Below are 13046 nucleotides of genomic sequence, written 5' to 3'. Positions count from 1 at the left end.
TTATTGTTTTTTGTCAATTGCGGTCAACTTTCCGGTAATGGAACATTGTTTACCGGCAAGCTCGCATTTGGGCTGATGCAAATTCAGCAGCCGCACAACAGGGCCTGCTGTTGGACTAACAGCGGCGGCCGTCTGGCGAAGCGCGCTTGCTCAATCGAAGAACTCTGGCGCGGGACGCAAAAAAAACGGGCCTGGTTTTACCCAGGCCCGTACGGAGGCACCACGAGAAATCGGTTTAGAACTTACCGTTCAGAGTCAGGCCGAACCATTGCGGAATACCCGGCTGCCAACTGTTCCAGGTTTTGGCGAACGGCGTCTGGTTGTTGAAGATGTTTTTCGCCACCAGCGACACGTCGAACGCGCGGTCCTTGCGGCCGATACCGATCGACAAGTCGGTCGTGGTGTTGGCCGGAATCACGCTGTAATCCGACAACAAGGTATCGGATTTGTAGCTACTGGTGAACGCGGTGGTAAAGCTGGTGTGAAACTCCTGGTTGCTGCCCAAAATTTCCACCGGATACCTGAATTCCGGACTGACGCTAAACGTGAACTTGGCCGCACCGGGCAACGTTTGTCCGGTCAGATCCCGGTAAGGGGCCGCCAAATTGTTCCACTCCGCGGCTTTACCGGCATTTTTGAAATCGGTATAGAAGGCTTCGTTATACGAACCGGAGAAATTGACCGTCGTGAACGGAATGGTATCGACCAACGAACCGTCCACCTCGACGCCGTAGGCACGGACGCCTTTGGCGTTGCCGGTAATCGAGGTATAGGTGTCCTGGCCCAACGCCGCGGTCTGGTAGATATCGATAACCTGAACCGCTTGCTGGTAATTGCTGATTTCGGTCCAGAAAAAGTCGGTGTTCAAGGTCAATGCCCGGTTGAACAAGAGCGATTTCAAACCGATTTCGAACGAGTTGGTTTTTTCCGGCTCGACCAGGTAAGCCACGCTGTTGACGGTCTGCGACAGGCCGGCCTTTTCGTTGTAACCCCAGGACAGGTAACCGGTATAGTCCTCGTTGAATTTATAGGTCGGCCGTACTTGATAGCTGGGCTGGGTGGATTTAAAGATTCGACCCGGCTCGCGCGCCCACAACAAGCCCATCTGGCCGGCCCGCAAGCCTTTCGCATCGCCGACCTGGCGCCGCTGCGCCGCCGTCAGACCGGCATAAGTCGCGACGCCGAAGTATTTCAAGGCCACCGCATCGGCGCGCGCCACTTGTACCGGGTCCAGCGCGGCACTGGCGGTCAACGCGCCGGTCGCGGTCACGGTATCGAAACCGCCCAGGTTGATGCCATTGACCGAGTACGGATTCAGTGCGGCACCGGAACCTTGGTTGGTAATGAACTTATCGGTCTCCTGGCGCCGGTTTTCGATGTTGAAACGCACCCCGGTTTCCAGCGTCAGCGGCTCGGTAATGTGCCACTTGGCATTCAGGAAGGCGGATGCGGTCTTGTTATGGATGTAATAAGGGTTATCGGTATGCAACTCGTTCAACGAATCCATCATCAACTGCCGGCCGGCCGAATCGGCATCCAGCCGGCCGTAAGCGCCGGCTCCGGCCAGCCAGGCGCCGGCGTCGCGGCCGAAACCGACCCGGTTGCCCTTGATCATTTTCCGGTCGTTGAAATAGGCGCCGGCGACGTAATCGACCAGATTGCCCCAGTTGGAAGTAAATTTGATCTCCTGGCTCAATTGCCGGAATTCGGGCACCGCGCCGCCGCCGTTTTTCTGCACGTCGAATGGGGTCGAATCGCCGTCGTTACGAGCCTGGAATTCGAAATCGCGGTAAGCGGTGATCGACGTGAACTTACCGATCCCGGCGTCCCAGTTGGCTTCCACCGAGCCGCCCTTGCTGGCGGTGATCAAGGCGTATTGCGCATCCTGGTTGAACGCGTTCTCGCCGTTGCCGAACAGGTAGTTATTTTGGTAGCTATATTCGGGCTTACCCTCTCGGAACCAGCGCCGTGCCAAACGGGTGCCGGCGTCGTTGTTCAGGTTGGTCGGCAGGCCGTTGGCCGAGATGCGCGGCGTCGGCGTAAAGAAGTTGTTGCCGTTATTGAATTCCTCGCCGCGCGGATTGGCGTCGAAACGGATCAGGGTACTGAAGGTCTCGGTCGGCGTCAGCAAAAACTGGATCCGGCCGGACACGCGGTCGCGGTTGTACCAGGTCTGGTCGGTGTTATACAGGTTTTTGGTCGCGCCCTCGCCTTTGTTGACGTGGAATGCGCCGCGCCAGGCCAGAAAGTTGTCGATTACCGCCCCGCCCAAGGCGGCGTCGCCGATGTAGGTATTGAACTGGCCGTAGGTGGCCGAATAGGTCGCTTCCCGGTTGAAGGTGGGCCGCCGGGTGTTGATATTGACCCGGCCCAAGCTGACGTTCTTGCCGCCGTCGGTGCCTTGCGGACCGCGTTCGACCTGAATCGAATCGATGTCGTAATGGTCGAAGCTGGATAGCGGGTTATAGGCGTACGGCACGTTGTCAACGATGGTGCCGACGCTGGGGTCCATCGCGTCGGTTTGCGCCTGCTGGCCGACGCCGCGCATCGACAAGCTGCTGGTGCGGGCGTTGCCGTAGTTCCATTTGACGTTGCCGGCGCGTTTCAAAATATCGCCCAAATCCATCGCCAATTCCTTATGCAACTCCTCGCCGGTCCGGACCGAAGTCGAGTTCGGGATGTCCTTCAGCTTTTGCAGGCGGGGCCGGGCCTTAACCACCACCTCGCCCAAATCTTTGGCCTTGTCATCTTCTTTCTCGGCCACCTGCAATTCGGCGTCCGCGGCTTCCGCGCCGGGTTCGGCCGCTGCCGCGCCGCCCGCCGCTACGGCAGCGCCGGCACCCGCCGCCGTGCCTTTCCTGATCAATTCCAATTCCCTGGCTTTTGCCGCCGCCAATTCCTGGCGCAAACGTTGGTTCTCGAGCTCCAAATCGCTGGCCACCTTGCTATTGCCGGCGCTTCGTTTGCTAGTTTTCTTGGCCGGCGCCGCCTGGGCGTCGGCCGCCGCTAGCAGCGAAGCGCCGGCGATTGCCACCGCCACGCAGGCCGATAGGGTTCTGCGCCGGCTGACGGTTTTCGGAACGCCCGCATCCGCTCCGAGCGTTTGCGGCTCTGCGCTTGTCGAATAATCTTTCACTGTTTCACCCGATTTAATTGTCCAAATTAGAGATAGGCATCCATGCAGCAACGGCCGCGATGAAATGTGCCCTGCATCACCTTTTGCAATGCACATGCCATCGTTCGGCCAACCAACGGATGGGTAATGGCCAGCGGTACCGCAATCGGGATGCAACCTCGCTGTTTATAAGCGTTTAACGCGGATTTACCTTTTTTAACCGGCGGCAGGCTAACGCGCGCACTGGCGCCGCTTTTTTTGCGGAAAATTGTTGAAGCAGGGGCAGCCGGTGTTGACGCCATGCTGGTCGTGCAGCAGCGCCGCACGGCAAAATTTTCGCGGCAAACCGACCCGAAGCGGCGAGCCTCACCTTAGATGGGCTGCACCTGGGATTGCCCGGCACTAACCGATTGGCTTGCAAATTGCTGGACCGGTAACGAACACTCAAACCACTCCACCAGGCAAACCATTAGGCTTATGACTAAACACCCCGTTGCCCAACATCAGGCACCCAAATTCCGCCGCCTTCGGCAGCGCCAACGAAACGCGGTATTGGCGCTGGCCGGCACGCTTTACGCGTCCGGCGCCCTGGCCGCACCCAGCGTCTATCCGACCGGCGTCACCCGCTACGATCCGGCCAAGGCCTACAATAGCTACGTGTTGTTCACCGGCGGCGACAACGTCGCGCATTTGATCGACATGAACGGCAACTCGGTACACGAATGGAAAGACGCCGCCAGCCACAGCACGCTGCTCGATCCGGCTTTAACCGGAGGCAAACTCGGCCATGTTCTGGTCACATTGGAATTGACCGACGGCAAAGGCACCGATTTGATCCCCGGCCAGATCAACCGCCGCGTCAGCAAAACCATAGGCGAGCTCGATTGGGACGGCAACGTGGTCTGGCGTTTCGGCGACAAGGCGCCGGGCGGCGCGGCGCAGCAACACCACGATTGGGCGCGGCTGCCGAACGGTAATACCGCGGTACTGGCGAACTGGGTGCATCCGGTCAAAGGCTTCAAACCGACACCGGTGATCGACGATGTGGTTTACGAGGTGAATCCGGCCGGCGAAGTGGTTTGGAAATGGGTGGCATCGGCGCATCTGAACGAGTTCGGCTTCAGCCCGGCGGAATTGAAACTGGTGCGCAATTCGGCGATCGCCGACGTATTCCACACCAACAATCTGAAACCGGTCGGGCCCAACCGTTGGTACGCCGCCGGCGACAAACGCTTCGCGCCGGACAACCTGCTGTTCGACGCCCGCAACGCCAATTTCATCGCCATCATCGACCGCCACAGCGGCAAAATCGTTTGGCGCCTGGGTCCGCACTATCCGGCGACCAGCGAAGAAAACCATCCGCGCAACGTGCCGAGGCCGGTCGATCAAATCAGCGGCCAGCACGACGCCCACATCATCCCGGAAGGTTTGCCGGGCGCCGGTAACCTGCTGCTATTCGACAACCAGGGCGTGGCCGGTTATCCGCCGGCGGTGGTACCCAGAACCGGCGGCTCCCGGATTCTGGAGATCGATCCGATCCAAAACCAAATCGTCTGGCAATACACCGCGGAAGATTCGGGCAGTCCGGCTTGGTCGTTCCGCAGCACCAATATCAGCTCGGCGCGGAGGCTGCCGAACGGCAATACCTTGATCGACGAAGGTCAGAGCGGTCGTTTTTTTCAAGTCAGCAAGGACGGCGAAATCGTCTGGGAATACGTCAACCCGTATCCGAAACCCGGCAAGGACAGCCTAACCGGCAAACCGACCAGCAGTCCGGCGGTTTACCGGGCACAGCCGGTGCCGTATGCCTGGGTGCCGGCCGGGACGCCGCATAGCGAAAACCCGGTCACGCTGCCGGAAGCAGCCAAGGCCAAACCGGCCGCTTGATAACAACTGGTGGATTTCGGAGTGTTCGGTCGGGTTTTTTGGCGGCTGGGTTCCCGCCAATCGATCCACGGAACGGAGAGCCCTAGACCGAACACTCCGAAATCCACCCTCAACCCGCATTATTTTTGGAGAACACATGTTGCACACGATCCGCAAACCGCACGCCCCGGTACTGGCTATCCTGCTGGGCTTAAGTTCGGCCGTAACCGGCGCCGCCGAACTGGACCCGAAAGCGATCTCGATCAAACTGCCCGAGCAAATCAATTGGGTTGCCAATCCCAGCGGTTCCGAGACGGCCGTGCTGGTCGGCGACCCGGCCAAACCCGGTCTGTACGTGGTATTGAACAAATGGAAGGCCCACCACAACAGCAAGCCGCATTCGCATCCTAACGACCGCTTCATTACCGTCATTTCCGGCACCTGGTGGGTGGGGACCGGCAGCGATTACAACCCGGACGATCTGAAGCCGGTGCCGGCCGGCAGCTTCGTCACCCATTACGGCAACGAAATCCACTACGACGGCGCCAAAGACGAAGACACCATCCTGCAAATCGTCGGCATAGGCCCGGCAACATCGGTGCCGGCGCCGGCCAAATAGTTGCTTCGGCAGCATTCGCAAGCGCCGCCGAGAATGAATCAACCTGCGCCGCCATCGACAAGCTCGAACTGCTGCCTCGCCAGCAACGCCGCAACAGAATATGCGCCGACAAAAACATATTCCGAGCACTGTTATTTAAATAACCAATAAAATCAGACCATTAGCCCTGGCATGCAATTTGTGTATTGCATTAAGACGCTAACGCAACGGTCTGGCTTACTTTTGGCAAACCGGTACGTTATCGACGTCGAATTCACTTAATGCTATCCAATCGAATAACGGGGGACTTTCCTATGAAAAAAATCGCGATTATCAGCGCCTTACTATTAACCAGCACCGGCGTATTTGCCGAACAGCATGCCGCCGAAGCGTTGAAACATTCCGAACACGCCGTGACTCACGGCCAGGCCGGCCACGCCGACCAGTTGGTGGAACACGCCGGCAAGGCGTTGGACCACGCCAAACAAGCCGAAGGTGTAGCCAGCGGTGCGGCGAAAAGCCATGTATCGGCCGGCATCAAATCGCTGGAAGAATCCATCGCCCACGGTAAACAAAACCACGCCGACGTCGCCACCAAACACGCCGAGGAAGCGGTAGGCCATTTCAAAGCCAGCAACGGTTAAAGCGATTGCGCAAGCCGAACGCCGGGGCGTTTTTGCCGCTCCGGCCTTCGGCCGCCCGGTTCAGGAGTTGCCGCGACGCAAAACTTAAACCTCACCTCGGCGCGGATTGCGCCATATATCCCCTCGCCGAAGCAACACCCGCTCAGAAAATCGGCAGACTGACCTCCAGACTACGCTCGGCCAGCCAAACGCAGGCCAGCGCCGCTATCGCCGCCGAACCCCAGCGCAGCGCCGACTGCGAATAAACCGCAAAGCGGCCGGCATAAACCACCAGCGGCAAAACCGCCGCCACCGCGGCCAATTGCCCGGCTTCGACGCCAAGGTTGAAACCCAACAGCGCGACCAGTTGCGAGCCGCGTGCGCTACCCATATCCAACAGCACGCTGGCGATACCCATGCCGTGAATCCAACCGAAGCCGAATGCCAGCCAGGCCCGACGCCGAGACAGCAGCGGATAGATATTGTTCAGCGCCGCCAACGCCACCGATGCGGCGATGGCGGATTCCACCCAACGCGCCGGCAAGGCGATGACGTGCAATGCGGTCAGGCTCAAGGTCAAAGAATGCGCCAGCGTAAATGCGGTCACCACGGTGGCGGCGTCCCAGGCCGCCATGCGCCAACTGCCGACGGCGCGCCAGCCGGTGCGATCCCAGGCCAGTCCGGCCGGCAGCAACAAGCTTAATAGAAACAACAGATGGTCGTAGCCGATCAGGATATGCCGCATCCCCTCGCCGGCAAAATTCGCCAACACCGGCCAAATGCCGGTTTGGCCAGCCATATCGAAATCGATGCGGTGTGCGTCCGGCCCGAACACGGCCGGCCGCTCGCTGCCGGCCCAACTGAACAGGCTGCGGTGCTGGGCGTCCAGATCGAAAAACAAGCGGTAATCCACTGACCAGGGCCCGGCCGGGTCCGGGCAGGCCAGCGCAAAATTCAGCACGGCATAGTTGCCGTCGCTATGGCTATCGACCTGCAATGACCCCGGCTGCAACGTGCAGGGCTGGCCGGCGCTGGCGACGGTCAGACGCTGCAAGGCGTAAGCGAACACGGCATCGCCCAGCTCGCGCAATTCGCCCCAGGTGATGGCGCCGTCGCCGTTCGCATCCAGGCCCAAGGCATAATCCAGGTCGCGCAAGGCAATATCCCAGCGGCCTTGCCAGTGCCCACTGTCCAGACTCAAATAACTGTCGCTGGCTTTATGAGCCATGGCCGGGGCGCAGCAGCACAACCATAAGCAGAGTGCGGCCCAGTGCTTCATACCCCCTCCTCGCCGAAACGGGCGATCAACGGTTGCAAACGGCTGTCCTGCACACCGCTGGCGGCCAGGAAATCCAACACCGGCCGCAACTCGGTCCGGCTTTTGCCGGCGGCTAGCGCCGCTTCCAGCAAGATCCTGGCGTCGCGCGGCTCGCGTTGAATCCGCCAATTGGCTTGCGCCAAGTTGTACGCCGCCTCGGCCTCATTGCACAGCTGCAATCGGAAGCGGGCTTCGTCGGCTTGGTGGCGGTTGTCGCCGCGCAGCCGCAACGCGGCAAACCGGGCCTGCAACGCTTCGCTATGGGCATCGCTATCCCACTGCGGCAAATGGCGTTCGGCCAGCGCCAGCCGTAATAACAAAGGGTCGGCGCGGGTGCGGTCGGCTAATAAGCCGACCACCTCGGCGTAACGCTGCCGATCCAACAGAAAATCGGCATAAGCGGCCAGCAGATAGCCGTCAGCCGCAGCCGCCGCCAACGCTTGCCGGTAATGGCGCTCGGCGGCGGCGACATCGCCGCGGCGTTCGGCGATTTCGGCCAACGTTACCAAAGCCCATTGCCGGTCGGTTGCGGCAGCCCCGGAAGCATGCTCGAGCGCCTGCTGCAACTGCCGGTAGGCCGTCTCGCTCTGCCCGGCCAGACTCAACACCGAATTGATGCAAACGGCGCCGACCAGCGCTGCGGCGGTTTTTGCCAACGGCAGACAACTGCCGGCGGCCGCGGCATAGTCGCCCTGCACTTCCAGAATCGCCGCCCGGGTCAACCAGGCCTGCGCCAGACGCGGCTGGACCGCCAAGGCCCGCTGCAACAACGCCAGCGCCGGCGCGAATTCGTGCCGGTTTTGCAGCAAGGTGGCTTGCAGCGTCAACACTTCGGGATCGGCAGCTGGCCGCAGCAGCCAAGGCTGCAGGGCCGCTTCAGCGTAGCCGAAATAGCGCGGATCGGCTTCGGCCCGGCCCAACTCGATATAACGCCGGACCAGTTGCAGCACCGGCGGCAACGCCTGCGGCTCGGCGGCAGCTTGCTGGCGCAAGGTGCGCAGTTCCAGCCAGTGGCTGCCGCGCGCCGGCAAGGTCTCGATCACCTGGCCGGCGTCGGCCGGCAGGTAGGCTTCAGCCCAAGCGGCCGGCAGCGCCGACGCCAATCCGATAAACAAAGTTACCCATCTCCAACTATTTGCCATGATTGATCTCCGGATCGATGCGGCGGCGGCCAGGCCGCCACCGCAGTTGCAGCTAAGGCTCAGTTGCTCGGACAATTGCCGGGTAAGTCAGTAACTGCATTGAAGCAGCCGGCCTCGCCCGGATCGACATGCCGGCTTTGCCGGCCGCTGTTGGCGAAGGCGACGTAAGGAAAGCTTTCCTGGTAGATGCGGTCGTTGCCGTTGACGCCGTCGGCGATGCGGTTGTTGGGAAAGCTGTTGAAGGACGGATTCAATACTCCGGCCACGGCCTGGGCGGCGATGTCGGTGACGTCATCCGAGACCCGGCGGCCGTTGGGGAAACCGGCATTGTCGCCGGCCAGAAAGCCCATGCGTTGCCGTGCCGCGGCGACGGTCGGGCCGATGCCGGTGTTCAGCCGCAACAGGTCGGCCAAGGGTCCGCTCTGCCCGGCCGCACAGCCGGGGCAAATCGGCGCGGCATAGAACACCAGCGGCGCCAGATCCAGCCGCGGCGGCGCCGGAATCGGTACCGCGCCGGCATAGGCTGCGTTCAGCACCCGCGCCAATAGCGGATCGAGCAGGTAATTGGCGAATGCCGCGTCGTTTTTCGGATCGCTCATGCTGAATTTGTCTTTGTCGCCGGTGCCGATCAACAATTCGTTGATCAACGGGTTACCCATGCGCTGGATCTGGGTATAGGCGTTCGCCAACTTGGGTTTGCCGCCCGGCTTGTCGGCATAGGCCTTGGTGCGCGGCCGCGATGTGGTGGCATAGGTACCGATCACGGCCAGCGCATCGCCGGCGGCATGCAGCTTGCCGTCCTGGGTCAGAAGCGCGATCGGCAGTTCGATCGCAATCGAGTTGACATTGAAGCCGGCCACGTCGTCCGGGGCGTAATTCTTGCCGTTGTCGGCCGCCTGCGCGTCGGAGAACACGCCGGGAATGCCGGAGCCGAAGGCATCGCCGCGAAAATTGAAAGTATCGAACGCCGCACCCAGGTCGATGTAGAACGGATCGTCCACCGTGCCGGCAAACACCCGGACGCCGCCGGCCAAATCGTAGATGCCCTGCCGGGCCAGGTCGGTGTAATTCGGCATCGTCCGCGGCCCGACGTTGGACGGCACCGCAAACAGTTTCTGCTGCCGGCTCAGATCGATGACCTGGCGGTTGGCGCCCTTGCCTTTGATCAAGGTCACGCTGTAGCTTTGGCGCAAGCCCAGGCCCTCGGAACCGGGACCGTCCAACGCGGTGATCGCCGGCGGCACCAGCGGACTGCCCGGCGCCACCGGAGCCGGCGAATTGGCCGGCGCGAAAATGCCGTTGCCGGCACCGACGAAGCCGGTGAACACGCCGGGCAACCGGTTTTCGGATTTAAAACGAAATTGCAGCGTGACGTCTTCTTCGGCATCGAAGTTGTTGTCGACTTTCATCTCGTAGAGAATTTCCGGATCGAACGGAAAGTAATTCGGGCCGTTGCTGGGCTCCAGCAGCGGATCGACGTTGAGTATCATCGTCACTTTGCTCGGATCGTCGTAGCTGACGAAAGCGTACCAGTCGGTAATGTCGGCCTTGCTGTCCAGCGCCGTTAACGGCGCCTCGCGGTGGTTGGCGCTTTCGGCAGCCGGCAATCCGGCTAGATTGAGAATGGCGCCGGCAAGTAAGGCCAGCGGCCAGCGCTTGCTGGGGGCTGTCGGTTGGATAGGCTGTTTCATAATCGGTCTCCTGTCGGATAAGTAAGCGGTTACAAACTCCGCATCAGGCAATACGCGCCGGCACGCGATTCGGATGCAACGCGGCGGAAATTTTTTCGGCGCCGGCGTCCGGCTGGCCGCACAGGTAGCCCGGCCCGCGTTTCGGTTTGGCGTAGCGGCCGCCCAGCAAAAACAGGCCGGACAACGCCAGCAGCATCAGGGTCGGCGGTTCCGGAACCGTGGCCGCCTGCGCAGTATCGACGTTCACAACATGGAATTCCCAGGCGGCGGTGCGGTTGGCTTCGACCGGATCGTTGTTGCTGTCGAACAGGCTGCCTGCGCAGAACCGTCCGTTGGAACAGCCGAAAGCAGCGGTGAAGTTCGGGTCGGCGTCGCGCAAGAAGCCGTCGGCCAACGCCGTGCTGACCGAGAAATTGTCGTATTGGGTCAAGGTCGCGAGGTAGTCGCCGGCGGCAAGATTCAAGGCCAGGTAACTGTCGAACTCGCCGTAGTTAAAAAGGGTGCCGTTGGAAACCTGGCTGTCTCCGGGGAAACCGTCGTCCTGTTCCGCCAATTGGTTGCCGGCGCTGTCCCACAGACTCAGGATCGGATCGAAGCCGCCGCCGAGCCAGGACGAGGTGAATAAGGTGACGACGCCCGGTGCGCCGACCGTGAAGTTGAACCGCAACACGTCGTTGTCGTTGACGAAACTGCCGTTGAAGTCGAAGTCGGCGGCAGCGGCAGGCCCGGCGCTCAGACTCGCGGCGATCGCCGCCGCGCAAAGAATTGTTTTCATGATTTGGCACTCCAGAATTAGTGGTTGGCAAGCGCAAGCCCCAACAGCGGCACGGCGTGCGACGGCCGTTCGAATGGCTTGCAATCACCAATACGCAGCAAATCCGGCCGCGGATGCAGCTCGGCGAAAAAAAACTTCAGCCACAATCCGGAAACGACCGGCTCCGCGCTGCGACTATTTTTGGAAGCCCTTGTCTTTCAACAGCTTGAGCCGACAGGACCAAGCAGCGGGTTTGCCAGGCAAACGGAACCTGCTTTATAGTGGCCGACAAAAACCCGACCGCTCCCCATAGCCTTGTGCCCTAACCGCCCACTCCCAGTTGCCGACCGCATCGGTTGAATATGCTCACCAGTTCGCACATTTCAGCGCCAATCCACTCCTGCCCTGCATCCGCGGCGGCGTTTGCCGCGTATTTACCGTAACGGAGCAAGCGGCGATGGCGGACAGCGATTGGAACCCAGCAGACGAAGACCAGCCGGCGCAGGCGTCGCGCCGAACGACAGCGGCCGACGAAGCGCAATTGCAGGGCTGGGTCGCCGCCATCGTCGATCAAGACCAGTCGGCATTGGAACGACTCTACGATTGCCTGGTCGATCAGGTCTACGGATTGGCGTTGCGGATAACCGGACGGGTGCAGTGCGCGGAGGAAGTGGCGCAGGATACGTTCTGGCAGGTCTGGCGGCAGGCGCCGCGTTTCGACCCGACGCGCGGTTCGGTCAAGGCCTGGGTCATGACCATGGCCCGCAGCCGGGCGCTGGATGCGTTAAGGCAACGCGATACCCAGCAGACCGAATTGGCGGAAGAAGCCCTGGCCGCCGTCGCCGCGCCGGCGGGACAAATGCCGACCGATCTGCTCGGTGCGGTGCAACAAGGGCACATCTTGCACGCGGCCTTGGCGCAGTTGGAACCGGTGCCGCGGCAGTTGCTGGCGTTGGCGTTCTTTAGAGGGCTGAGCCACGACGAAATCGCCGAGAACTGCGGTTTGCCGTTGGGCACGGTCAAATCGCATATCCGGCGCGGATTACAGAGCATGCAGCATTTACTGACAGCCGATTTCGGCGAGGTTGATCGAACCGATGATTGAACAACAACCGCCTGTACCGGGCCCGGAAGACGACGAGCTGGCGCCGCTAACAAACCTGTTGGCGGAACATATCGCGCCGATTGCGCCGGCCGGCGAGCGCCGCAGCGCGATGCGCCGCGGGCTGCTGGCGCAAGTGGCGGCATCCGTCGCCAAACAGGCCGGCCTGACCACGGTACGGGCCAAGGACGGCGTCTGGCAAACCTTGAAAACCGGCATCCGGGTCAAACCGTTGTGGGACGGCGGCAGCCTGGGCCGCTCCGTGTTGATCGAGTTTGCCGCCGGCGCCAGCCTGATCCCGCACCGGCATAACAGTCTGGAGGAAGGCATCGTGCTGCGCGGCGATTTGGCGATGGGCGATTTGCGGCTGGGGCCGCTGGATTACCATGCCGCCGCGGCCGGCAGCCGCCACGGCGCGATCCGCTCCGAGCAAGGCGCACTGGCCTATCTGCGCGGCACCTCGCTAGGCGATAGCCGCGAGGTGTTGAAAGAAGTGTTGAGCGGTTTGCTGCCGTTCGGCCCCGGCCCGTCGCTGACGGCCCATGCTGCCGATATGCAGGATTGGCCGGAAATCCTGCCCGGCGTCCGCAAGAAAACCTTGTGGATCGAGGGCGGACGCGAGTCGTGCTTTTACCGGCTGGAGGCCGGCGCCCGCTGTCCGGAGCACGGCCACGATACCGAAGAGGAATGCATGATGCTGGCCGGCGATTTGTTTATCGACGACCTGCTGCTGCGCGCCGGCGACTACCAACTGGCCCCGGCCGGCAGCGTCCACCGCGAGGTTTACACCGATGTCGGCGCTACGTTGTTCGTGCGCGGCGCCCGCAGCGATTGATC

General features: G+C 61.5%; 10 protein-coding genes. 5 read left to right on the top strand and 5 right to left on the bottom strand.

Going from position 1 to position 13046, the window contains the following annotated elements; translation table 11 throughout:
• Positions 1-235 precede the first annotated feature (235 nt).
• Positions 236-3136, bottom strand: a complete 2901-nt coding sequence (locus NP603_RS12460; protein ID WP_256611209.1) for a TonB-dependent receptor — start codon at positions 3134-3136, stop codon at positions 236-238.
• A 456-nt stretch (positions 3137-3592) separates the two neighbouring features.
• Here NP603_RS12460 and NP603_RS12455 point away from each other — a divergent pair, with 456 nt between their 5' ends.
• The 3 genes from NP603_RS12455 (at position 3593) to smbP (ending at position 6223) form a co-directional block, all read left to right on the top strand.
• Complete coding sequence (locus NP603_RS12455) at positions 3593-5002, top strand: arylsulfotransferase family protein (protein WP_256611208.1); 1410 nt, start codon at positions 3593-3595, stop codon at positions 5000-5002.
• A 136-nt stretch (positions 5003-5138) separates the two neighbouring features.
• Positions 5139-5600, top strand: a complete 462-nt coding sequence (locus NP603_RS12450; protein ID WP_256611207.1) for a cupin domain-containing protein — start codon at positions 5139-5141, stop codon at positions 5598-5600.
• 293 nt (positions 5601-5893) lie between these two features.
• Positions 5894-6223, top strand: coding sequence for a small metal-binding protein SmbP (gene smbP / locus NP603_RS12445; protein ID WP_256611206.1), 330 nt, complete (start codon positions 5894-5896; stop codon positions 6221-6223).
• Positions 6224-6365: 142 nt separating this feature from the next.
• On the opposite strand, the gene NP603_RS12440 is transcribed toward smbP, so the two are convergent.
• Genes NP603_RS12440 through NP603_RS12425 form a run of 4 tightly spaced genes read right to left on the bottom strand, consistent with a single transcriptional unit; the run spans position 6366 to position 11128 of the window.
• Positions 6366-7481 (bottom strand): HupE/UreJ family protein, encoded by a 1116-nt coding sequence (locus tag NP603_RS12440; protein ID WP_256611205.1) that lies wholly within the window; start codon positions 7479-7481, stop codon positions 6366-6368.
• Positions 7478-8662, bottom strand: a complete 1185-nt coding sequence (locus tag NP603_RS12435) for a tetratricopeptide repeat protein (RefSeq protein WP_256611204.1) — start codon at positions 8660-8662, stop codon at positions 7478-7480. The genes NP603_RS12440 and NP603_RS12435 overlap by 4 nt, the downstream gene beginning before the upstream one ends.
• Positions 8663-8721: 59 nt before the next feature.
• Positions 8722-10353 carry a DUF4331 domain-containing protein gene (locus NP603_RS12430; RefSeq protein ID WP_256611203.1) on the bottom strand — a complete coding sequence of 544 codons (1632 nt, stop codon included), beginning with the start codon at positions 10351-10353 and terminating at the stop codon, positions 8722-8724.
• Between the two features lie 43 nt (positions 10354-10396).
• Complete coding sequence (locus NP603_RS12425) at positions 10397-11128, bottom strand: DVUA0089 family protein (protein ID WP_256611202.1); 732 nt, start codon at positions 11126-11128, stop codon at positions 10397-10399.
• 436 nt (positions 11129-11564) lie between these two features.
• On the opposite strand from NP603_RS12425, the gene NP603_RS12420 reads away from it, so the two are divergent.
• Together NP603_RS12420 and NP603_RS12415 are read left to right on the top strand one after the other, a co-directional pair.
• Positions 11565-12212 (top strand): sigma-70 family RNA polymerase sigma factor, encoded by a 648-nt coding sequence (locus NP603_RS12420; protein ID WP_256611201.1) that lies wholly within the window; start codon positions 11565-11567, stop codon positions 12210-12212.
• A complete protein-coding gene (locus NP603_RS12415; protein WP_256611200.1) occupies positions 12205-13044 on the top strand; it encodes a cupin domain-containing protein in 840 nt (279 codons plus the stop codon). Before NP603_RS12420 ends, NP603_RS12415 begins: the two co-directional genes overlap by 8 nt.
• Positions 13045-13046 lie beyond the last annotated feature (2 nt).

Source organism: Methylomonas aurea, assembly GCF_024505045.1.
GTDB classification, from domain to species: Bacteria; Pseudomonadota; Gammaproteobacteria; order Methylococcales; family Methylomonadaceae; genus Methylomonas; species Methylomonas aurea.
The sequence above is the reverse complement of the archived record's forward strand: the minus strand, read 5'-3'. Positions and strand labels throughout refer to the sequence as shown.

What these genes read in the sequence shown, in the direction of transcription:
- NP603_RS12455 (WP_256611208.1), top strand. Translation starts at nt 3,593, where the DNA reads ATGACTAAACACCCCGTTGCCCAACATCAGGCACCCAAATTCCGCCGC.
- NP603_RS12450 (WP_256611207.1), top strand. Translation starts at nt 5,139, where the DNA reads ATGTTGCACACGATCCGCAAACCGCACGCCCCGGTACTGGCTATCCTG.
- smbP (WP_256611206.1), top strand. Translation starts at nt 5,894, where the DNA reads ATGAAAAAAATCGCGATTATCAGCGCCTTACTATTAACCAGCACCGGC.
- NP603_RS12440 (WP_256611205.1), bottom strand. Translation starts at nt 7,481, where the DNA reads ATGAAGCACTGGGCCGCACTCTGCTTATGGTTGTGCTGCTGCGCCCCG.
- NP603_RS12435 (WP_256611204.1), bottom strand. Translation starts at nt 8,662, where the DNA reads ATGGCAAATAGTTGGAGATGGGTAACTTTGTTTATCGGATTGGCGTCG.
- NP603_RS12430 (WP_256611203.1), bottom strand. Translation starts at nt 10,353, where the DNA reads ATGAAACAGCCTATCCAACCGACAGCCCCCAGCAAGCGCTGGCCGCTG.
- NP603_RS12425 (WP_256611202.1), bottom strand. Translation starts at nt 11,128, where the DNA reads ATGAAAACAATTCTTTGCGCGGCGGCGATCGCCGCGAGTCTGAGCGCC.
- NP603_RS12420 (WP_256611201.1), top strand. Translation starts at nt 11,565, where the DNA reads ATGGCGGACAGCGATTGGAACCCAGCAGACGAAGACCAGCCGGCGCAG.
- NP603_RS12415 (WP_256611200.1), top strand. Translation starts at nt 12,205, where the DNA reads ATGATTGAACAACAACCGCCTGTACCGGGCCCGGAAGACGACGAGCTG.